The sequence below is a fragment of the Tenacibaculum sp. MAR_2009_124 genome, from assembly GCF_900105455.1.
In the GTDB taxonomy this organism is placed as follows: domain Bacteria; phylum Bacteroidota; class Bacteroidia; order Flavobacteriales; family Flavobacteriaceae; genus Polaribacter.
Window position 1 is genome coordinate 1,671,463 of record NZ_FNSF01000001.1, and the last position, 23,907, is coordinate 1,695,369.

The following is a 23,907-nucleotide window of genomic DNA, read 5'->3' on the forward strand; positions in this document are numbered from 1 at the left end:
ATTACGATAGACCTTTTATAAAATTTAAGAATATTTTTTACTGTAAACTTGTTAAACTATTTTTAATCGTTTCTATTTTAGCTAAAGCATCTGCTTCCTTCTTCTTTTCATTAGCTACAACCTGATCAGGTGCGTTACTTACAAAACGTTCATTCGCTAATTTCTTCTGAACAGATTTTAAGAATCCTTCTGTATAATTAAGTTCTTCCATCAATTTTTCAACTTCCTCTTCTACATTAATATTCTCTGCAGAAATAGGTACGAAGTACTCATTTGACTTTACACGAAAGCTTAAAGCCCCTTCAATTTTATCATCAGAATACGACAATGCTTCTATATTTCCCAACTTCTTTATTACTTTATCGAAGTTCTCCGAAACCTTTTCATTATTAGTAATAATTAAATCGATAGTTTCCTTAAAAGGAATATTTTTTTCTTTTCTAATGGTTCTAATTCCCGATATAACTTCAGAAGCTAAATCGAATTCAGCAATTAAAGCTTGTTTACTTTTTTGAGATACCGGATATTTAGCTATAATTAATGCCTCTTCAGGAGTTCTAGTTGCGATAGATTGCCATATTTCTTCCGTTATAAACGGCATGAATGGGTGTAAAATCTTTAAGTTCTCTTCAAACAAAGCAATTACCTCATTATATGTAATTGCATCGATTGGTTGTTGATAGCCCGGTTTCACAATTTCTAATAGCCACCCACAAAAATCATCATAAATTAACTTATATATCGCCATGATCACATCACTCAAACGATACTTGCTATAATGATCTTCAATTTTTTCTAATGTTTTCTGGAATTTCGCTTTATACCAATCTAGAGCAATTTTGCTCGACTGAGGCTGTTCTAAAGTTTCAGAAACTTCCCATAGCGTTGTTAAGTAAAAAGCACTCCAAACTTTATCACCTAATTTTTTTCCTTGCTGACAAAGTGTCTCATCAAACAATAAATCATTCCCAGCTGCAGAACTTAATAAAAGTCCTACACGTACTCCATCAGCTCCATAGTTTTCTATTAATTTTAAAGCATCTGGTGAATTCCCTAACGACTTAGACATTTTACGACGTTGCTTATCACGTACTAAACCAGTAAGGTAAACATTTTCAAAAGGACGTTGATCTTTATATTCATATCCAGCAACGATCATACGTGCTACCCAGAAAAACAAAATATCTGGTCCTGTTACTAAATCATTTGTTGGGTAATAATATTTTATTTCCTCATTCTCAGGATTTCTGATACCATCAAATACACTCATTGGCCATAACCAAGAAGAAAACCAGGTATCTAAAGCATCTTCATCTTGACGAAGATCACTTTCCGTTAATAAAGGGTTGTTTGCTTTTTCTTTTGCTAATTCTAGGGCTTTTACCGCATTTTCAGCAACAACAAAATCTTCTTTACCTTCTCCATAATAATAAGCAGGTATCTGTTGTCCCCACCATAATTGTCGAGAAATATTCCAATCGCGAATATTTTCCATCCAGTGACGGTACGTATTCTCAAACTTCTTCGGAAATAATTTCACTTCTCTGTCTTCTCCCAAAACAGCTTCCAACGCAGGTTTTGCCAAATCCTCCATTTTTAAGAACCATTGATCCGATAATCTTGGCTCAATAACTGCTTTCGTTCTTTCAGATGTTCCTACTTTATTTGTATGCTGCTCTATTTTAACTAAGTAGCCTTTTTCTTCAAGTTCTTTCGCTATTTCCTTTCTAACAACAAATCTATCCTTCCCTTCATAATGTAAACCGAAAGAATTTAAGCTTGCATTGTCATTAAAAATATCAATAACCTCTAAATTGTGTTTTTCTCCTAAAACTTTGTCATTCTCATCATGAGCAGGGGTTACTTTTAAACATCCTGTTCCAAACTCAATATCAACATAATCATCTTCAATAATAGGAATTTCTCTGTTACATAAAGGAACAATTATTTTTTTCCCTTTTAAATGAGAATATCGCTCATCATTTGGATTGATACAAACCGCAGTGTCTCCTAAAATCGTTTCAGGACGAGTAGTAGCAATAGTAACTTTCTCATTAGAACCTACTACATCATATTGCAAATAATATAGATTTCCTTGACGTTCTTCATAAATTACTTCCTCATCAGATAAAGTTGTTTTTGCTTCAGGATCCCAATTAACCATTCGAAATCCTCTATAGATATATCCTTTTTTATATAAATCGACAAAAACTTTTATTACAGATTCTGATAATGCAGGATCCATGGTAAAAGACGTTCTTTCCCAGTCACAAGAAGCTCCCATTTTTTTAAGCTGCTCTAAGATGATTCCTCCATATTCATTCTTCCATTCCCAAGCATGTTTTAAGAATTCTTCTCTAGTAAGGTCTTTCTTATCAATTCCTTGCTCTTTCAATTTCGCTACAACTTTTGCTTCAGTTGCTATAGATGCATGATCAGTTCCAGGAACCCAACAAGCATTTTTACCTTGTAGACGAGCTCTACGAATTAATACATCTTGAATTGTATTGTTTAACATATGTCCCATATGAAGTATCCCCGTGACGTTTGGTGGTGGTATAACAATTGTATATGGCTCTCTGTCATCTACTTCAGAATGAAAGTAATTATGCTTCATCCAGTAATCGTACCATTTTCCTTCTACTTCTTTAGCGTTGTATTTTGATGGAATATTCATATGTTTTTACTATATTTAACCAAATAAATTTTTTGGCATTATTTTTGAAATCTAATTAGCAAAAATACAACTATCTCTGAGCTATAGAAAAATAGTTGTCATTTTTTTAATACGTAAAAAATAATTATAAATTTGTGCAACGGTTGTATTATATAACCCCTTTTAAAAAAAATAACATTTATGAAGACAATTTTATCATTTGTAGCTATCTTCTTTATCGCGTTAACGATAAATGCTCAAGAATTCAAATTTGAATCTGAAGTAATCGACTATGGAAAGGTAGCTCTTGGATCTGAAGGAAAACGTGTTTTTGAATTTACTAATGTTGGAGATGCTCCTTTAATCATCAAAGATGTTAGATCTACATGTGGATGTACTGTTCCTAAAAAACCTGAAAAGCCAGTTATGCCAGGTCAAAAAGGACAAATAGAAGTTTCTTATGATACTAAAAGACCAGGTGGTTTTTCAAAAGCAATTACTATCATGTCAAATGCGAAGGCTGAGAGAAAAGTATTAAAAATTAAAGGTTTTATCGATAAAAATGCTGCTCCTGTAAAGGCTAAAAGCATGGTATCAAGCGGTACAGAATAAAAACTTAATTTTATAAAATACCTGAACCTGTGGAAGATTCCACAGGTTTTTTTTTACCTTACTGTTAAAGTTTACAGATTTATTATCTAGTCAAATCATACATATCCCGTGAAAATTTGAAATAATCCCAATAAAACACATATTGATACTTCTTCTCAATTTTATTCATTATTCGTTTAAGTTAATTCACTAATAAGTTAACTATTTTAGAATATGTTCGAATGTTTACAAGAACCCATTTCTCCATTTTCTGGAAGCCAGTGATAGAAACAATCTTCATTTCAACTGACATTTAAGATTTTATGACTTCTCATAATTTATCACTTTGTTTTAATAATTTATAGGGAATCGCTACAAATAATACTGTTTACAAATAAGGTTTTTGTCTATAAACAATTTCTTTTTACTACATTTTTTTTAATTAATAAAACCTTAGCTAAGCTATTTATTTACTTGTTTCACGCTAGTAACCAACAACTTAACATACTACAAGAAAATTTCATTTATAAACAGCATAACATGCCATTAAATAATTAAAAAAAAAGATGCTCATTGTATAATGAGCATCTTCATAAGTTAAAGAGATAGAATTAAGTTTTAATTTAACTATCCTCTTTCTTGTCTTTATCTTTGTCTTTAGAAGCTTTATTCCATATTTTAATTTGGTCATTGGCAGTAACTCCTTCTAAAATTTCTACATTAACACCATCAGAAACTCCTAGTTTTACTGTTTTCTTTTCAAACTTTCCTTCATCATTTAACTGTACCTCTACATAAGGTTCTTCTGACTCTTTATCGAACCTTAAAAGAGATTCTTTAATTGAAAGGACACTGTCTTTCTTTTCAAGAACAATATTCGCATTAGCACTGTATCCAGCTCTTACAAAATATTCATCATCTAAAGAAACATCTGCCTTAATCTTAAACTGCACTGCTCCACTTTCTTCTGTTCCCTTAGGCGCAATAAAATTTAATTTAGCAGGAAATTTTTTACCATCGATTGCTCCCAAAGCAACTTCAATGTCAGATCCTTTTACCAGTTTACCAACTTCTGACTCATCAACTTTACCTTCAAAAATCATTCTGGTCATATCGGCGATAGTTGCAATAGTAGTCCCCTCATTAAAATTATTACTCTCAATTACTTGATATCCTTTTTTAACAGGAATCTCTACGATCATTCCTGATGCTGTTGCTCTGATATTCGTATTAGCAGTTTTCCCTAAACCAGCAGTGGTTCCTCTTTTTATAATGTCTAAATCAGATTTAGCATTGTATAAACTTTGCTTTGAATTATTAAAATTCAACAAAGAATTTTCATAATCTTGACGAGAAATTACCCCCTTGTCAAATAACTTCTTATTTCTCTCATACTGAATTTTTGCATTGTCATAAGTCAACTTCGTATTTTTAACAATTCCATTTGCAGAATTCAATGACTGAATATTTGGCACAACTCTAACGGTTGCTATTAAATCTCCCGCTTTAACAATTGCTCCTTCCTCTAAATATACTTTATCGATAATACCAGAAATTTGTGGCTTTATATCTACTTCCTCCAAAGGAATAACTTTACCCGTTGCTACAGCTTTTCTTTCTATAGTAGCTTTAAATGGTGTTTCAGTTTCATAGGTAATAATATTCTTTTGATTTTTTTTACCTAACCAAATTAGAACAGCTACAAAAAAAACTGCTATAATTCCTAAAATGATTTTTGCTCTTTTACTCATGATTTGTTGATTGTTTTATTCGTCTCTTAATGCTTCGATTGGTTTTACTAATGTTGCCATATGGGCAGGAATTAATCCTATTAATGTCCCTAATACTACTAGGATAGAAAATGCTATCATTACAATTGGAATATTGACCGTTGGATTTATTAATGTTGGTTCGTCTCCAGATCCAACTGTTACATCTAGTACATACAGTATAAATCCGCCTGCAATAATACCTAACATACCTGCAATAGCTGTTAAGAAAACAGATTCTAAAATAATTTGTCTTCTAATACTCGATGGCGTTGCTCCTAATGCTCGGCGAATTCCAATTTCTTTTGTTCGTTCTTTTACTGTAATCAGAAGAATATTACCAATAGCAAAGACTCCTGCAATTAAAGTAGCAATACCTACAAACCAAGTTAAAAATTGCATCCCTTTTAGGAATCCATTTAATTTATCGATTTGCGTTCCTAAATTAAAAGAACCAAACGCTCTTTCATCTTCAGGATGTACCTTATGAATATTTTTCAAACTCAGAATAATATTCTCCTCCATTTGCTCAATATCTATACCTTTACTGGCAGTAACCATCATCCAGTCTATATTATTACCTGTATTGTAAACTTTTTGAAAAGTTGTGAAAGGTATATAGGCTGTATCATCATCGATATCTATACCATCAGACGATTTATAGACCCCAACTAATTGATAATTTACTTCACTTATTTTAATATACTCACCAATCGGGTATTCGTCTTTCTCAAAAAGTTGTTTGTACATATCTTCTGATATTACACAAACTTTTGTGTGTTTTTTAATATCATTTTGATTAATGAACCTACCATACATTAAATCTTTCTTTTGGATTTTATCCAAAATTGGGTAATCTCCACTTACCTGAAAATCTCCAGTTTTAAAATTTCTAACCAGTAGCCCTTCTGTTTGATTTCTTGGTGCTAAAAATTTAATTTCATCTTTAAATTCTCTTGTTATAATTTCAATATCCTTGAAAGTTAAATTCAACCTTCTTCCTTTCTGAAAACCTTTAAATGGTTTGTCAGTTGCTTGTGTCCATATGAATACACTGTTGGTTGCAAAATCTCCAAAAATCTTTTTGAAATTATTTTCCATTCCTCGCGCTGCTCCAAGTAAAACAACTAATATGAAAATTCCCCAAAGAACACCGATAATTGTAATTATTGTTCTAATTTTATTCTTACGGATACTTCCGTAAATCTCTTGCCAAGTGTCTGAATCAAATAAAAATTTCATAATTAATCTGCTCTTAATGCTACAATTGGTTTTATTTGCGCTGCTTTCTTAGCAGGAAGATAACCTGCTAATAATCCTGATAAAACTAGGATAATTGTAGCTCCTATTACAATTCCTGGACTCACACTTGGATCTTTAATAAAATACTTTTCTAAATCATCTCCAATGGTACTTAATATATATGTTCCAATAGACAACCCTATATAACCAGCTAGAGCCGTTATCAATATTGATTCTTGTATAACCATCCCTATTATGGATGAAGGTTTGGCTCCGAGTGCTTTTCTAATACCAAATTCTTTGGTTCTTTCCTTAATAACAAATATCATAATGTTACTAATTCCAATAATTCCAGCAATTAAGGTTCCAGATCCAACAAAAATTACAATAAAATATAAGGCTAACATAAACTGGTTTATCCCTTTATTTGCTTCAGCCATATTGTTAATAGATAACGCACTTTGATCATCAGGATGAATGTCTAGTTTTTTTCTTAAATCTCTTTCCATTTTATTTCCAAATGCAATGGCCGCGTCTAAACTTAACTTAGGGTCATATCCTAAATTTATTTGACTTATATAGTCGTTATTTCCGTATAAACTTTGAGCTGTAGTAACTGGCATATACGTCAACCTTTCCTCTCTATCTCCTCCTTCATCAGAAAACACTCCAACAACTTGGTAAGAAATACCATCAACACTTACGCGTTTACCTAATGCTGGCTTTTCTCCGAAGAGATCTTTTTTAACCAATCTACCAATTACGATAACTTTCGATTTTCTTTTAAGATCTAATTCATTAATATACCTTCCTTCATCAATTATTGTCTTTTCTAAAAATTGATGATCGGGATGAACCGCTCTTAGCTCATAATTGTTTTTATTTCTTCTGTATGTAATGTCTACACCTCTATAAATTCTTGCTGTTAAGTGCTGAATTTTATCTTTGTATTCATTTTTAACATAGTCAAAATCTTTATTTCTTAGCTGTATTCTTCTACCCGTTTGTAAACCTTTATATGGTTTTGATGTTTTCCAAACTCTTACAAATATGGAGTTCTGAGCATCGTCAACAAAAGCTGTTTTAAATTGATTTTGAAGCCCCGTAACAATTCCAAAAAGTAATGTGAATAATAAGATGGCGAAAGCAACAGTAAAACCTGATAAAACAGAACGAAGTTTATTTTTACTAATACTCTGAAAAATTTCTCTCCAACGATCTAAATCAAACATAATTATGAGCTTTAGCTTTTCCTGATTCAGTTAATTCATCGCTAATTATAACCCCATCTTTTAACCTTACAATTCTATTGGTTTGCTCTGCTACATCTTCCTCATGGGTAATAACAAATACCGTCATTCCTTCATCGTTAATTTCTTTTAATAAATCCATTACCGAATCGGTTGTTGTTGAATCCAGAGCTCCCGTTGGCTCATCTGCTAAAACAACTTTTGGTTTCGTAACCAAAGCTCTCGCAATAGCAACACGTTGTTTTTGTCCTCCAGAAAGTTCATTAGGTAAATGATTTGCCCATTGTTTCAATCCAACTTTTTCAAGATAATCCAAAGCGATCTTTAGTCTTTCTTTCCTATTTATTCCTTTGTAATACAAGGGCAAAGCAACATTTTCTAATGCCGTTTTATAAGATATCAAATTAAAAGACTGAAAAACAAAACCTAGAAATTTATTACGTAAGATAGCCGCTTTTTTCTCATTTAAATCTTCAATTAATTGACCGTTTAAATAGTAGTTTCCTTCATCATGACCATCTAATAACCCAACAATGTTTAAAAGAGTTGATTTACCCGATCCTGATGACCCCATAATTGAAACAAATTCTCCTTCCTTTATGTGTAGGTCTAAGCCCTTAAGGACATGAAGAGAATCTTTTCCTATTGGATAGGATTTGTGGAGATTTTCTATTTTTATCATTTGTTAGTTAATTTTCTTACCAAAAGAACAATCATAAAACCAATTGGCTACTAATTTTATGTTAATTTGATGGTTATTTTCTTACAAGACGCTTATTTTATAATTATGTTACAGAAAGCAGAATATATTTTACACGTTTTTCAACAAATAAACAACACAAAGAAAGTAAAAACACCACAAACACATAATTATCAACACCTTAAAACAAAAAAAGATCCACCAAAGGTGGATCTTAATTTAAGTAACTTAGTTACTCTGGGGGGAAATTAAAAGTTTAAACGAACTCCTAGATTATAATTTCTTCCTAGAGTTGTAAAACCAAAAACTTCTTGATAATCTTCATTAAATATATTTGTAACAGCTAAAAACAACTTAACGTTTTTGTTTAACTCATGATTTGCTGAAAAGTTCAATAAAGAATAAGCTTCTAACGGAACATTTACAGAAGGAAAGCTTCTGAAATCGGTATCATCTCGATCGCTAACATATTGATATGTTAATCCGAAGTTCGAGTTTTTAAGCCCATAATTTAACCCTGCATTTATTTTATGTTTCGGAATTCTTACAGCCAACTCTTCATTATCCGTGTAGGTATAGTTTGCGTTTACTGTTAAGTTTTTTAATATGTTATAATCTGCGTTGAACTCAATACCTTGAATCTTTGCGGCTCCTTGATTTATTGATTGGAAAGTATTACTATCAAATCCTATTATATTCTCAACATCTCGATTAAAATAAACAGTATTCAAAACTAAGCTTCCGTATTTGTATTCAATCCCCCCTTCTATGGTAGTACTTTCTTGAGGTTCCAAATCTACATTACCATACTGTACATCATATAAATTTTGAATTGTTGGTGCTAAAAAAGCTGTACTATATGAACCTAAAAACTTAACATACCCTTCTGGTAATTTTATTCTATAAGACGGATTTACATTGTATACAAAATGGTTCCCATATTTGTTATGGTTATTTAAACGAACTCCTGCATTTACATTTAACCCATAGCCAGAAATATAAACAGCATTTAAATAAGGATCAATTAATCGCGTTATTGGAGATTCTGAATAAGATACTCTTGTCAATTCTGATTCTCCCCAAGGAATATTATATGCTTCTATAATTTCATTGTACTGGAAATTTACTCCTACTACTACATAAAACTTGTCAAATTGATGTTTAATAAATGCATCTACTATATAGTTTTCTGATTCCATTGTCGCCGGAAAACTAGTACTTTCTCTATTAGCGTCGTACTTACTGTAAGCCGCATTTACTTGAACACTTCCCTTTCCATATATATACTCTGGGCTTACACTAAGTCTATAACTTTTGTCTAAAGTGTTATTGGCTCCATTCGTAAATGCCCCTGCGTCAAAACTGTTATTGAATTCAGAATAACTTCCGAAGATCTTTGTAGAAAATTTTTCACTGAATTTGTAGCCCAACTTTGCATTTGTCGATATTCTTTGAAATGGATCATCTGCAAAGGTAGTTCCATCTTCTGATCTTGCCGAAGAAGTACCACGAGCATCAAAAGATGAAAAGTTCACTAAATAATCGAAATTCTTAATTTTACCTTTTACATTCGCTGAACTTTGAATAGAAGTACCATTATTCGTTACTTGATCATTGTTTGTTCCTCCAAAAAGTGATAATGCCACATTAGTGTTTCCCGATGTAGCTTCTTTCAGTTTTATATTAATTACCGCCGTAGCAGCACCAGTTCCATATAAAGTACTAGCCGCTCCTTTAATAATCTCAATTGATTCAAGGTTGTTCAAATCCAAATATCTCAAATCAAATCCTCCTGAAAAATTTCCTGGATCAGAAACTTGAATACCATCAATTAAAATAACTACCTCTTTTGATCTTCCTCCTCTTATAAATAAATCAATATTTTTCCCTGGAGAACTGGTATTTCCATTAATTTCAATTCCAGCAATATTGTTAATGATATCCACAACGCTTCTACCGCTATTGTTTTCAATAATTTTTGGAGTAATTTTATGGATTACTTTTCCTGAATTCTCTTTTTTTAATTTAAATTTTGAATCCGAAATTACAACTTCATCTAACTCTACGTTTTTCACTTTTTCCTGAGCATAATTACTCAAAGCAAACATTGATGTTAAAACACTTAAATAAAGTACTTTTTTTTTCATTGTTAATATTATTTAGAATTTTGTTATCGGAAAAGTATATGTACAGCTATGCTATATAAAACCTCTATCCCGAAAGTTTGTTTTATCTTGATATTTGGCAGGTATCCTGGCTTGCGTCTTGTAATTCGCCTTCCCATTTATTAAAAAACAGTGGCTAAAGATTAATTACAAGCTTTATAGCTTACAGTTGCGGGAACAGCTTCGGATTATAACCGAATTCCCTTTTAATTCTCTTTAATTTATTTTAAAGAAAAACCAAAAATCGCGGCAAAGATATTCTATTCTCTTAAAATATCTATTACAATCTATTAATTATTTGAAAAATCCGCATTAAATAACGAAGATTAAAGGTCTATTTTGAGAAAATCATAAGATAACACCTACATTCTGTAAAAACTTTATAATCTTTGCACTTCAAAAGCTTATAGTATGATTTATTATATTTCAGGCGGTGAACGCTCAGGTAAAAGTAGTTACGCTCAAAGTTTAGCTGAATCTTTATCTGAAACTCCTATTTACTTAGCAACGTCACGCATTTGGGATGAAGATTTTCAAAAAAGAGTAGATCGTCATATATCTGATAGAGATGAGCGATGGACTACTATAGAAGAAGAAAAATGGATTAGCTCAGTAATATTTGACGATCAAACGATAGTAATAGATTGTGTTACTTTATGGTTAACTAATTTTTTTATGGATACTGAACATGATGTCAATAAATCCCTTGAGTTAGCCAAAAAAGAAATAAAAAAGCTTTTGAATATAAATGCTAATATCATTATAATTTCTAATGAAATTGGTATGGGCTTACATGCCACTACAGAATCTGGTAGAAAATTCACAGAACTGCAAGGCTGGACAAATCAGTTTATTGCGAAACATGCTCATAAAGCTTACTTTATGGTTTCTGGTTTACCTCTAACTTTAAAATAAAAATAATGCAGACCAAAATAACACCTCTTTCAAAAGAATTACATACTGAACTTCAAGAAGAGATTAACTTTAAAACAAAACCTATTGGAGCTCTTGGTCTTCTAGAAGATATAGCTTTACAAGTTGGGTTAATTCAGAACACATTAACGCCTAAATTAAAACAACCTACTATTTTAGTTTTTGCTGGTGATCATGGTATCGCCAAAACAAACAAAGTCAGTCCTTATCCTCAAGAAGTTACTCAGCAAATGGTCTTAAACTTTTTAAATGGTGGCGCCGCTATTAATGTTTTTTGTAAGCAAAATAATATTGACCTAAAAGTAATTGATGCTGGTGTAAATGGTGACTTTGAAGATCATGCTTTATTAAATAAATTAAAAATATCAAAAGGAACACAAGACTATAGCGTTCATAAAGCAATGTCCAAAGAGCAATGTAAACAAGCTTTGGAAAAAGGAAAACAACTGGTAAAAGATGTTTTCAATGGTGGTTGTAATGTTATTGGTTTTGGTGAAATGGGTATTGGAAATACCTCTTCTGCTTCGTTATTAATGAGTTATTTTACCAATACTCCTATTGAAGAATGTGTAGGCAGAGGAACAGGTTTAAATGACGATGGTTTAAATACGAAAACTAAAACCTTAAAAGAAGTTTATAATTTTCATTATAATGATATTAAGTCTCCTATTGACGCTTTAATAGCATTTGGTGGATTTGAAATCGTAATGCTGTGCGGGGCAATGTTGGAAGCTGCCTCATTAAACATGACCTTACTTATTGATGGCTTCATTGTAACTTCGGCTCTATTAGCCGCCCATTCTTTGCAATCTAACATTCTTAATTATTGCATTTTCTGTCATAATTCAGGTGAACAAGGTCATCAGAAAATGCTACAATTCTTAAATGCTAAACCTCTCCTAAACATCGGTATGCGTTTGGGGAAGGAACGGGTTGTGCGGTTGCCTTACCTCTCATTGAAGCTAGTGTTAATTTTTTAAATAATATGGCTACTTTTAAAAGTGCTAATGTAAGTGAAGCTTAAATTATGATAAAGAGGCAAATTCATTACTTTTTAACCGCTGTTTTGTTTTTTACAAGAATTCCTTGTCCAAAATGGGTAGATCATTCAGGGGATATTTTGAACAAAAGTAGCCGTTACTTTTCTTTAGTAGGAATACTCATCGGATCTATCGCTGCTCTTACTTTTTACAGTGCTTCTTTTATTTTCCCTCCAAATATTTCAATTCTTTTAAGTATGATTAGTTCTGTTTGGATAACGGGGGCTTTTCATGAAGATGGCTTTGCTGATGTTTGTGATGGTTTTGGTGGAGGATGGACTAAAGAAAAGATTTTAATAATTATGAAAGATTCTAGATTAGGAACTTTCGGGGTTATAGGTCTGATCTCTATTTTAGGATTAAAATATCTGTCTCTTTCTGAATTGAATAATAATTCTGTTAATATTGTTATTGCCATTATTTCTGGTCATAGTGTTAGTAGGACAATAGCCACTATATTACTTTTTACGCATGAATATGTAAGAGACAATGATAGTTCAAAAGTGAAACCTACTACAAAACAAATGAGTACTAAATCTTTAATAATATCAATTCTTTTTGGTATCGTTCCTTTGTTTTTTTTTAATAATTACTATGTGCTTTTGGTATTGGTTCCTTTACTCCTCACTTATTTATACTTGGGTCGTTTTTTCAAAAAATGGATAGGAGGACAAACTGGAGATTGTGCCGGTGCATTGCAACAAGTAGCAGAAGTTATATTTTATTTAAGCTTATTAATTGTATGGAAGTTATTTTAATTAGACACACCACTCCTAAAATTGATAAGGGAGTTTGTTATGGACAGTCGGATATTGACGTTGAAGATAGTTTTGAAGAAGAAGTTATAATTATTAAAGATACACTTGGAGAAATTGATGACAACGATATATTATATAGTAGCCCGTTAAAACGATGCACACTATTAGCGAAAAAGTTATCTAAAAATATTATTTTCGATGATCGTTTGAAAGAATTAAACTTTGGAAGTTGGGAGCTAAAACGATGGAATGATATCGATAAGGAAATACTAGATGTTTGGATGAATGATTTCGTAAATATAACTCCTACAAATGGAGAGTCATATATTAATATGTTTGGTCGAACTTCAAATTTCTTAAGAGAATTAAAAAATAAAGGTATAAAAAAGGCTATTATAGTTACACATGCTGGAGTAATTAGAAGTATAAACGCTTTTGTCAATGATATTCCCTTAAAAGATTCTTTTAACCTTGAAGTTCCTTATGGAGCTATTATAAAATTAAATGTTTAACAAACGAAACATGAAAAATCATTTACTTCTTTTTGTTCTTGCTTTTTCCTTATTTCAATGTAAGGAAAAATCTAAAAACAATACGCAAACAACATTATCTAGTTCCAAAATAAAATATGCTAAAGGATTTGATATCATCAATAAAAATGGAGAAAAAAGGTTAATTATAAAAAAGGTCTTTCAAAATTCCGATCAACAATTCACATATATCCTTGCAGATAAATCAGATATAACTCAAAATAAAATTAAAGTTCCCGTTGAAACTGTAGTCGCAACAAGTACTACTCATATTCCAATGCTTGAATCTTTGAATGTTGAAACATCATTGATTGGTTTTCCTCACACAAAATACATTTCATCAGGAAAAACTAGAAATAGAATAAAAAATGGAAACGTTATCGATTTAGGGTTGGAACAAGATATGAATACTGAAAAACTTCTTGATTTACAACCACAAATTGTTATTGGTTTTTCCTTACACCCTAACAGTAAATTATACAATACCATTAAAAAAACAGGAATTCCTATAGTCTTTAATGGTGATTGGTTGGAAAAAACACCTCTAGGGAGAGCAGAATGGATTAAGTTTTTCGGAGCTTTATACAACAAAGAAAAAGAAGCCGATAGTATTTTTTCAAGAATAGAAAGCGAGTATTTGCGAGTTAAATCTCTTGTTAGAAATATCAAAAATACTCCTACCGTAATATCTGGAAGCATGTTTAAAGATGTTTGGAATGTTCCTGCCGGAGAAAGCTATTTTGCTAATTTTTTAAAAGATAGTAATTTAAATTATACTTGGAAAGAAAGTAAAGGAACGGGTAGTTTACAACTTAACTTTGAAAATGTCCTTGAAAAAGGAAAAAATGCAAATTACTGGTTAAATTGTGGCTTATATGAAACAAAGGATCAATTAAGTGCTTCCAATCCTCATTTTAAAGAATTTAAATCTTTTAATGATAATAATGTTTATACTATTGCTCACAAAAAAGGTGAAACAGGGGGTTTATTGTATTTTGAATTATCTCCTATGAGACCCGACTTGGTTTTAAAAGATTTTATTAAAATTACCAATCCCTCCCTTTTACCTAATTATAATCTTACCTTTTTCGGAAAATTAAAATAGTATTTAAATTTAAGCGAAATCATGATACTATTGTATAAAATAACATCATGATTTTGTTTGTTCTAAGATAAGACTAACGACGAGTTTTATTAATTACTCGATTTAACGTTATCAGCTCCCTTGACTATAAAAAAGTAAGATCGCCTGTTTTGTTCATGCTCTTCTTCTGTGCAATCTTCCCCGCAGTTGTTTAATAACTGACGTTCTCCATAGCCAACAGCGCTTTCTATTCTATTTAAGGAAATTCCTCTTGATACAATATAGTCTCTTGTTGAATTTGCTCTTCTTTGTGATAAACTTTTATTATATGCTGAAGTTCCTCTGCTATCTGTATGTGATTCTATTCGAATGATCATTTCTGGATAGGATTTCATTACACTTACAATATGTTCTAATTCATATTCCGCATCTGCTCTTATACTCTCTAAATTGAAATCAAAATATATGGGATTGATTACGATTTGATCTTCCACTATTAATGATTCTAAAGCAATGTTTGCTTGTAATTGTTTCTTATCAATATCTAAAGTAGTTTGTTCTAACTGATTCTGAAGATATTCAGGTTTGGATGCTACCACAATATACTTGCGCTCACAATCTATTTCTGTAAAGCTATATCCTCCATCTGAACTTGTAATTTGTTCCGAAATCGGTTCTCCTTTATCATCGATTAATCGTACTGATACTCCTGAGATTGGAGTGCCTGTTTTGTTTTCACTAACAACTCCGCTAATAGCCTCTTTACATTGGTAAATTCTAAAACTATAAATATCATCATCTCCCTTTCCTCCTTCTCTATTCGATGAAAAATAGCCCGCCTTTCGGTCTTTGTCTATAATAAAACTAAAATCATCTAAAGGACCATTGATCGGTGCTCCTAAATTTACAGGTTCTCCATAACCTAATCCTTCCAACTTACTTTCAAAAATGTCTAAAGCTCCTAATCCTAAATGTCCATCAGAGGCAAAATATAAGCGATTGTTCGATCCAATATATGGAAACATCTCTCTTCCTTCTGTATTAATGGTTTTTCCTAAATTCTCCGGTTCTCCAAAAATTCCATCTTCTGATATCGATACTTGGTATAAATCCGTTCCTCCATAACCGCCTGGCATGTCTGATACAAAATAAAGTGCTCCCTCATCAGCACTCAATGAAGGGTGACCTGATGAATAATCATCACTATTAAAAGGTAATTCTTCTATTGCTCCCCAAGTATCATCATATTGCTTTTTGGCTCGATAAATCTTTAATTTAGCTGTCTTCTCTATATCTCCTGAAGCATTATCTCGAGTAAAATACAATGTAGTTCCATCCTTGCTAATAATAGCATTCGATTCATGGAACTTACTACTTAACGATTCTATTTTTTCCGAAGCGCCTACATCCAAACTCCCTCCTTCTTGTAACCGTTGTTCTTCAGATTTATAGATATTTAAATATGGCTGATTATTCCATTTGTATAATTTCTTATTCTCTGAATCTGCTCTGGTTGATGAAAAATATAAGTAGCCTCCATCAACAAAACTTCCAAAATCTGAATATTTTGTGTTGATTGCCAAATTGTGAATATTTACATAAGTTTTGGGTCTGTTAGTATATTCTGAAAAGTATTGCTTATTGGCCTCTAAAGCCAACACCCTGCTATCATCTCCTTTTAAATTCTTTAATTTAAGTAGCCATTTGTCTGATTCTGCTACATTCCCATTACTCTTTAATACCTGAGCATATCGAAAGAAATGCTCTGGTGAAGCTATTCCTTCATACTGCTCCATCAGTTTCTTATATGAACCTTCGGCCTTTGTATAAGAGGATGTAAAATAATAAGAATCCGCCAACCTACTGATAACTTGGTAAGACTGATCTCCTTTATCATATAGCTGCTGATATAATTCTGCTGATTTACTATAGGCAAATTCTTTAAAGTAACGATCGGCCGCATAACGACGTTGACCATAACTGGTAAAACAAACTCCTAATAATAACAGTATAACAATGATGCGTTTCATATTCTCCTGTTTTTGTTTCCTTATCTTCTATTAAAAAAATCTTGGTGATTTCACTGTTTGAGGTCTAAACATTTCATATCGTAATAAAACCTCGTGTGTCCCTGAATTGTAATTGCTATAATTCGATGTTGTTAAATCATATGCATAGCCGATTTGTAATGATCTACTTACCTGAAATCCTAATAAAGCACTTATAGAATCATCCCAACGCCAAGCAACTCCTGCTCGAAACTTCTCATTAAACAAAAAGTTTGCAGAAACATCTAAGGATAATGGTGCGCCACTTACAACCTTAGTTAATAAAGCTGGCTTGAACTTTATACTCTCACTTAAATCAAATACATATCCTGCTATAAAAAAGTAGTGCATACGTTCTACTGCAACACTTCCGCCTCCACTTACATCATCATAATGCTCGGTACGTAAAATATTGGGTACAGCCAATCCTACATACCAATTGTTGGTGTAATAATAAACTCCTGCTCCTATGGTCGGTAAAAACCTATTAATCGGTGAGGCCAATTGTAAATCATCTTTATCGCGATAGATTCCCTTAGTCCAATCAATATTGAAAAAACGTCCTCCTAATTTCATCCCAAAGGCTAAATTAGCTTCATCGGTAGTACGAACCGTATAAGATACATTAGCATCTAAGTAAGTCTCTCGTGATGGTCCTATGACATCATTTACTAAATTAATTCCTAATCCAACACCACTATAACCTATTGGTGTATCATAACTCAAGGTTTGCGTTTGAGGTGCTCCTTCAACTCCTACCCATTGTGCGCGACCTAATAAATTAATTACTCCATGTCCCTTAGATCCAACATATGCAGGATTCACACTCATTGTATTAAACATATACTGCGTGAAATGAGGATCTTGTTGGCCGTAAAGGGTAATACTACTTATTACTAAACTTAGTATTAACAGATTCTGTACTATCTTATTCATCTTTTTATACTTTTGATCTTATCTTAATCGTTGTCTAAATATCATACTAAACATCTCCTTTTCAATACTTCATTCCCAAAACTTCTCTTTAAAATCGATAGTTCCCTTATGGACTAAAGTAATTTTTTACCTAGTATAATTCTTATCGAGGGCGATAATATCCAAATATCCTTCGATAAAACAACTTGTTGCTTCGTCTAATAGAGCACTCTTTCACTACCTTCCTTTATTTCTTTTTGTATACTCTTATGCTCAAAAGCACTCTAGAAACCGAACATTTCTAAAATCACTTTTGAGCATATAAGTTAATAATTTGTTTTTATTTCTTTTTTAAACATCATTTAACATCTATAGTTTTAGATTAATCTCTATTTATATAAATCCAACCTGTTCTTGGTTTAGTACCATTGCCTAAATCTATTACATAATAATAAGTTCCCGATGGTAACTGCTCATCTACCTGAACATTTAAGCGTCCATTAGATTCTCCTGTCCAGCTATTGTCATACCTATTTTTACTATACACTAGATTCCCCCAACGGTTATAAACTTCCAAGCGGTTGTTCTTATACATCTCTTCTCCAATACATGAAATGACAAACGTATCATTCTGACCATCTCCATTTGGTGTAAACTCATTGTAAACAGTCAAACACTCTAAAGTATCTGGATCTAAATAATCTGGGGTCCCATCCTCATCGGTATCTAAGGCATCGTCAGGAGTACCATCTCCATTATTGTCTGCATTTTCGTCAACCGTATCAATACCATCACCATCATCATCGGTATCTAAATAATCTGGAATACCATCGCCATCAGTATCATCATTATTTGGATCTCCATCGCCATCAACATCCTCTTCTAAGGTTAAGATACCATCGCCATCATCATCTACATCTTGGTAATCTGCTGTTCCATCACCATCTAAATCTGGCGTATCAGGTACATCGCCTCCATTATCTGGGTCCACTGAATCTACCATACCATCGCCATCGGTATCGGTAACATCATCGATCATACCATCACCATCACTATCCAGTGAGGTATCACTTCCTCCTTCTTGAAGATCGCTAATACCATCGTTATCACTATCTAAATCTTGATAATCTGGAGTACCATCGCCATCAGTATCAGTGACATCAGGAGAACTTCCTCCATCATCTGGATCCACTGAATCTACCATACCGTCACCGTCACTATCCGTGGTACTATCTATTTTACCATCATTATCAATATCTAAATTAGGATCTGAACCGCTTTCTACTAAATCCGAAATACCATCATTATCACTATCTAGATCTTGGAAATCTGGATTACCATCGCCATCGGTATCTACTGGATCAGTGCTTCCGCCTGCAGCTACATCATTATCATCATTATCAGCTGTATCTACAATACCATCGTTATCGGCATCTATTGTGCTATCAAGTACTCCATCGCCGTCGGCATCAAGTGTCGCTGCATCTTGGCCACTCTCTATTAGATCCGAAATACCATCGCCATCACTATCTAAATCTAAATGATCTGGAATACCATCGCCATCGGTATCTCTATTTGGATCGCCCGCTTGTTCTACACTATCTAAGATTCCATCATTATCAGAATCTAGATCATATAAATCTTCGATACCATCTCCATCGGTATCGGTAGTCAAGGCATCTCCGAAACCATCTAAACCATCAACAGAATCTGCAATACCATCACCGTCACTATCAGTTTGATCATCAATTACGCCATCGCCATCGGCATCTAAACTTCCTGGTAAAGCATCATTATTTGGTTCTATTACATCTGGAGTTCCATCGCCATCAGTGTCTGGTAGATTGTTTCCATCTACTAAATCTCCTGTGTCTATTTGACCATCTCCGTCACTATCTGTTCCTCCTGCTTCATCTACATCATTGATACCATCGCCATCACTATCTAGGTCTTGGTAATCTGGAAGTCCATCGCCGTCGGTATCTGGTCCTGTTGATGCAGTTCCTCCATTATCTGGATCTACTGAATCTGCCAGTCCATCGCCATCGGTATCGGTTTGATCATCAATCACACCGTCATTATCAGTATCTAGACTAGGATCGCCTCCGCCTTCTATAAGGTCGGATACTCCGTCATTATCACTATCGGTATCTAGATAATCTGGTGTTCCATCACCATCTGTATCAGTTGGACTCGTTGGATCAGTACCAACCTCTTCGCTGGTTGGAATTCCATCGCCATCATCATCAGTATCTAAGACATCTGGAATACCATCTCCATCTGAGTCATCTGGTCCGTTTCCATCGCCATCAGCATCATATTCTGAACCATTGCTTATTCCATCACCATCACAATCCCCTGTGGCTATTGCAAATGGATTTGGGATACATGGATCTGCTGGATTCGGATCAATCACATCACATACGCCATCACCATCACTATCCGTTACATTTGGATTACATGGGTCGGTTGGATCGGGATCTATTGTATCACAAACGCCATCATTATCTATATCTGTTGCATTAGGTATACATGGATCCGTTGGATCGGGATCTACCGTATCACATACACCATCGCCATCTGCATCCGTGTTATCCGGTATACATGGATCACTTGGTGCTGGGTCTATCGTATCACAAACGCCATCACCGTCTTCATCATTACTATTTGGATTACATGGGTCTGCTGGGTCTGGGTCTATCGTATCACAGATTCCATCACCATCTGCATCAGCGCTATCTGGGCTACATGGATCTGTTATATCTGGATCGACTGTATCACATACGCCATCACCGTCCTCATCATTGCTATTTGGATTACATGGATCTGCTGGATCTGGGTCTACTGTATCACATACACCATCGCCATCTGCATCTGTGTTATTTGGTATACATGGATCTGTTGGATCGGGATCTACTGTATCACATACACCATCGTTATCCTCATCATTACTATTTGGATTACATGGGTCTGCTGGATCAGGGTCTACCGTATCACAGATTCCATCGCCATCTGCATCTGTATTGTTTGGTACACATGGATCCGTTGGATCTGGATCAACAGTATCACAAACGCCATCATTATCCTCATCATTACTATTTGGATTACATGGATCCGCTGGATCGGGATCTACTGTATCACAAATACCATCGCCATCTGCATCTGCACTATCTGGGTTACATGGGTCTGTTGGATCTGGATCTACACTATCACAAACGCCATCATTATCTTCATCACTACTATTTGGGTTACATGGATCCGCTGGATCGGGATCTATTGTATCACATACGCCATCGCCATCTGCATCTGTATTATCCGGGCTACATGGATCATTTGGATCAGGATCAACACTATCACAAACACCATCGCCATCACTATCCGTTCCATTTGGAACACATGGATCTGCTGGATCGGGATCTACTGCATCGCAAATACCATCGCCATCCGCATCTGGTGCTCCTATTGGACATGGATCTGTTATATCTGGATCTACCGTATCACAAATACCATCGCCATCTACATCTGTTCCATTTGGTATACATGGATCCGTTGGATTTGGATCTATCGCATCACATACGCCATCGCCATCGGTATCTGCTCCATTTGGACTACATGGATCTGTTGGATCAGGATCTACTGTATCGCATACGCCATCGCCATCGGTATCTAATGCATTTGGATCACATGGACTATTTGGATCAGGATCTATCGTATCACAAATACCATCGCCATCGGCATCTGTTGCATCTGGAATACATGGATCGGTTGGATTTGGATCTATTGCATCACAATAACCATCGCCATCTTCATCTGCACTATCTGGGTTACATGGATTATTTGGATCGGGATCTATCGTATCACAAATACCATCGCCATCCGCATCTGTTGCATCTGGAATACATGGATCTGTTGGATTCGGATCTATTGCATCACAATAACCATCACCATCTTCATCTGCACTATCTGGATTACATGGATTATTTGGGTCGGGATCTATCGTGTCACAAATACCATCGCCATCGGCATCGCTTGCATCTGGAATACATGGATCTGTTGGATTTGGATCTACTCCATCACAATAACCATCGCCATCTTCGTCATTACTATTTGGATTACATGGATCTGCTGGATCTGGGTCTATACTATCACATACGCCATCATTATCCGCATCTATTCCATTTGGAATACATGGATCCGTTGGGTTTGGATCTACGGCATCACAAACACCATCACCATCTTCATCATGTCCGTTTGGAATACATGGATCGGTCGGGTTTGGATCTACACTATCACAGATACCATCGCCATCACTATCTGTTGCATCGGGTACACATGGATCCGTTGGATTTGGATCTACTGCATCACATACGCCATCGCCATCCTCATCGTGTCCATTTGGATTACATGGATCCGCTGGATCGGGATCTACACTATCACATACGCCATCATTATCTGCATCCGTTGCATCTGGTACACATGGATCACTTGGATCAGGATCTACACTATCACAAACACCATCGCCATCACTATCCAAATCTTCTGGACCACATGGATCTGTTACATCTGGATCTATTGCGTCACAAATACCATCGCCATCAACATCTGTTGCATCTGGACTACATGGATCACTTGGATCAGGATCTACTGCATCACAAATTGCCATCGCCATCAGTATCGGTACTGGTTGGATTACATGGGTCGGTTGGATCGGGATCTATTGTATCACAAAACGCCATCGCCATCTGCATCCGTAGCATCTGGGCTACATGGATCGCTTGGATCGGGATCGATAGCATCACATACACCATCGCCATCAGTATCTGCACTTGTTGGATTACATGGATCTGTTGGGTCTGGATCTATTGTATCACATACACCATCGCCATCTGCATCGGTATTATCTGGAATACATGGGTCACTTGGATCGGGATCTACGGTGTCACATATACCATCACCCATCTACATCGGTATTGTCTGGACTACATGGATCCGTTGGATCTGGATCTATTGTATCACAAACCCCATCGCCGTCTGCATCGGTATTATCTGGTATACATGGATCCGTTGGGTTTGGATCTACGGTATCACATACGCCATCACCATCTGCATCTGTATTATCTGGTACACATGGATCCGTTGGATCGGGATCTACCGTATCACAAACACCATCATTATCTGAATCTACACTATTTGGATTACATGGATCCGCTGGATCAGGATCTACTGTATCACATACACCATCGCCATCTGCATCGGTATTGTCTGGACTACATGGATCCGTTGGATCAGGATCTACCGTATCACATACCCCATCATTATCTGAATCTACATTGTTTGGATTACATGGATCTGCTGGGTCTGGATCAATCGTATCACATACGCCATCACCATCCGCATCTGTATTATCTGGATTACATGGATCACTTGGATCGGGATCTATCGCATCACATACGCCATCACCATCACTATCTGTTGCATCTGGTAAACATGGATCATTCACATCATTATCTGTAATCGTTCCCTCTCCTTGTAAATCAGTAGTGGTTATGGTTTTCAGGTGTTGGTGAGCCAATACTGACATTGCTCATCAACACATTATAAGTCTCACTAATTTCATAGACATTGTTGTCTATCGTTGTTATCGGAATCGTTATTGTTGTACTTCCAATAGGAATTGTATAACCCACACTAGTCTGAGCCAAATAATCTGCTCCTACTTGCGCAGTATTATCAGATGTGGTCACATCTAAAGTAACATCATATTGTGAGGGATTGCTTAAGGTAGCGGTAAAGTTTGCGGTGCTTCCTTCCACAACCGTAATATCATCTATGCTAATGGTTGGAGCACTATCACCTAATCAGTAATTGTTCCTGCTCCTACTAAATCAGTCGTTGTTAATTGCCTCTGCTGGAGTTGATCCAATACTTACGTTACTCATTGTAACGGTATAGGTCTCATCTGTTGGTTCGTACGTAGTATCATTGATCGTTACCACTGGAATCGTTACGGTAGTACTTCTGCGGTAATCGTATAACTTGCACTACTTTGAGCAGTATAATCGCCTGGGGCTACTGCACTACCATCACTCGTTGTTACATCAAAAGTAACATCATATTGTGAGGGATTGCTTAAGGTAGCGGTAAGTTTGCGGTGCTTCCTTCCACAACCGTAATATCATCTATGCTGATCGTTGGTGCACTATCACCTAAATCAGTGATTGTTCCT

The 23,907-nt window shown here is 34.6% G+C and carries 17 protein-coding genes, 1 pseudogene and 1 riboswitch; of the genes and pseudogenes, 6 read left to right on the top strand and 12 right to left on the bottom strand.

From position 1 onward, the window contains the following. Positions 1-37: 37 nt before the first annotated feature. Positions 38-2,677 carry a valine--tRNA ligase gene (locus BLW23_RS06440; RefSeq protein ID WP_093668376.1) on the bottom strand — a complete coding sequence of 880 codons (2,640 nt, stop codon included), beginning with the start codon at positions 2,675-2,677 and terminating at the stop codon, positions 38-40. Positions 2,678-2,857: 180 nt separating this feature from the next. Here BLW23_RS06440 and BLW23_RS06445 point away from each other — a divergent pair, with 180 nt between their 5' ends. Next, positions 2,858-3,268, top strand: a complete 411-nt coding sequence (locus tag BLW23_RS06445; RefSeq protein ID WP_093668377.1) for a DUF1573 domain-containing protein — start codon at positions 2,858-2,860, stop codon at positions 3,266-3,268. A 602-nt stretch (positions 3,269-3,870) separates the two neighbouring features. Here the strand turns inward: BLW23_RS06445 and BLW23_RS06450 are convergent. The 5 genes from BLW23_RS06450 to BLW23_RS06475 form a co-directional block, all read right to left on the bottom strand. Then, a complete protein-coding gene (locus BLW23_RS06450) occupies positions 3,871-4,998 on the bottom strand; it encodes an efflux RND transporter periplasmic adaptor subunit (RefSeq protein ID WP_093668378.1) in 1,128 nt (375 codons plus the stop codon). A gap of 15 nt (positions 4,999-5,013) precedes the next feature. Continuing rightward, a complete protein-coding gene (locus tag BLW23_RS06455) occupies positions 5,014-6,258 on the bottom strand; it encodes an ABC transporter permease (RefSeq protein WP_093668379.1) in 1,245 nt (414 codons plus the stop codon). A 2-nt stretch (positions 6,259-6,260) separates the two neighbouring features. Next, positions 6,261-7,490: an ABC transporter permease gene (locus BLW23_RS06460; RefSeq protein ID WP_093668380.1), complete on the bottom strand. Its 1,230-nt coding sequence runs from the start codon at positions 7,488-7,490 to the stop codon at positions 6,261-6,263. Then, entirely contained in the window at positions 7,483-8,190 is a 708-nt protein-coding gene (locus BLW23_RS06465; RefSeq protein WP_093668381.1) for an ABC transporter ATP-binding protein, read from the bottom strand. Before BLW23_RS06465 ends, BLW23_RS06460 begins: the two co-directional genes overlap by 8 nt. Before the next feature lie 266 nt (positions 8,191-8,456). Next, on the bottom strand, positions 8,457-10,355 hold the full coding sequence (locus BLW23_RS06475) for a TonB-dependent receptor plug domain-containing protein (protein ID WP_093668383.1): 1,899 nt from the start codon (positions 10,353-10,355) through the stop codon (positions 8,457-8,459). 78 nt (positions 10,356-10,433) lie between these two features. Beyond that, positions 10,434-10,630: riboswitch (cobalamin riboswitch) on the bottom strand. Positions 10,631-10,784: 154 nt separating this feature from the next. On the opposite strand from BLW23_RS06475, the gene BLW23_RS06480 reads away from it, so the two are divergent. The 5 genes and pseudogenes from BLW23_RS06480 (at position 10,785) to BLW23_RS06500 (ending at position 14,739) form a co-directional block, all read left to right on the top strand. Beyond that, positions 10,785-11,288 carry a bifunctional adenosylcobinamide kinase/adenosylcobinamide-phosphate guanylyltransferase gene (locus BLW23_RS06480; protein ID WP_093668384.1) on the top strand — a complete coding sequence of 168 codons (504 nt, stop codon included), beginning with the start codon at positions 10,785-10,787 and terminating at the stop codon, positions 11,286-11,288. Between the two features lie 5 nt (positions 11,289-11,293). Next, a pseudogene (cobT, locus tag BLW23_RS06485) lies at positions 11,294-12,330 on the top strand (nicotinate-nucleotide--dimethylbenzimidazole phosphoribosyltransferase). A gap of 3 nt (positions 12,331-12,333) precedes the next feature. Further along, complete coding sequence (locus tag BLW23_RS06490) at positions 12,334-13,104, top strand: adenosylcobinamide-GDP ribazoletransferase (protein ID WP_317039306.1); 771 nt, start codon at positions 12,334-12,336, stop codon at positions 13,102-13,104. After that, positions 13,089-13,616 carry an alpha-ribazole phosphatase family protein gene (gene cobC, locus BLW23_RS06495; RefSeq protein WP_176829765.1) on the top strand — a complete coding sequence of 176 codons (528 nt, stop codon included), beginning with the start codon at positions 13,089-13,091 and terminating at the stop codon, positions 13,614-13,616. Before BLW23_RS06490 ends, cobC begins: the two co-directional genes overlap by 16 nt. Positions 13,617-13,626: 10 nt before the next feature. Next, the gene (locus BLW23_RS06500) at positions 13,627-14,739 is read left to right on the top strand and encodes an ABC transporter substrate-binding protein (protein WP_093668475.1); all 1,113 of its coding nucleotides are present in this window, start codon (positions 13,627-13,629) and stop codon (positions 14,737-14,739) included. An 89-nt stretch (positions 14,740-14,828) separates the two neighbouring features. On the opposite strand, the gene BLW23_RS06505 is transcribed toward BLW23_RS06500, so the two are convergent. From BLW23_RS06505 to BLW23_RS06530, 6 genes are all read right to left on the bottom strand, one after another. Further along, positions 14,829-16,748 (bottom strand): OmpA family protein, encoded by a 1,920-nt coding sequence (locus BLW23_RS06505; protein ID WP_093668385.1) that lies wholly within the window; start codon positions 16,746-16,748, stop codon positions 14,829-14,831. Positions 16,749-16,778: 30 nt separating this feature from the next. Then, on the bottom strand, positions 16,779-17,702 hold the full coding sequence (locus BLW23_RS06510) for a PorP/SprF family type IX secretion system membrane protein (protein WP_093668386.1): 924 nt from the start codon (positions 17,700-17,702) through the stop codon (positions 16,779-16,781). A gap of 361 nt (positions 17,703-18,063) precedes the next feature. Next, entirely contained in the window at positions 18,064-22,350 is a 4,287-nt protein-coding gene (locus BLW23_RS06515; protein WP_093668387.1) for a T9SS type B sorting domain-containing protein, read from the bottom strand. A gap of 53 nt (positions 22,351-22,403) precedes the next feature. Continuing rightward, on the bottom strand, positions 22,404-22,640 hold the full coding sequence (locus BLW23_RS06520) for a hypothetical protein (protein WP_093668388.1): 237 nt from the start codon (positions 22,638-22,640) through the stop codon (positions 22,404-22,406). Beyond that, positions 22,633-23,262 (bottom strand): hypothetical protein, encoded by a 630-nt coding sequence (locus BLW23_RS06525; protein ID WP_093668389.1) that lies wholly within the window; start codon positions 23,260-23,262, stop codon positions 22,633-22,635. Before BLW23_RS06525 ends, BLW23_RS06520 begins: the two co-directional genes overlap by 8 nt. Continuing rightward, positions 23,216-23,494, bottom strand: a complete 279-nt coding sequence (locus BLW23_RS06530) for a Calx-beta domain-containing protein (protein ID WP_176829766.1) — start codon at positions 23,492-23,494, stop codon at positions 23,216-23,218. The genes BLW23_RS06525 and BLW23_RS06530 overlap by 47 nt, the downstream gene beginning before the upstream one ends. Between the last annotated feature and the right edge of the window lie 413 nt (positions 23,495-23,907).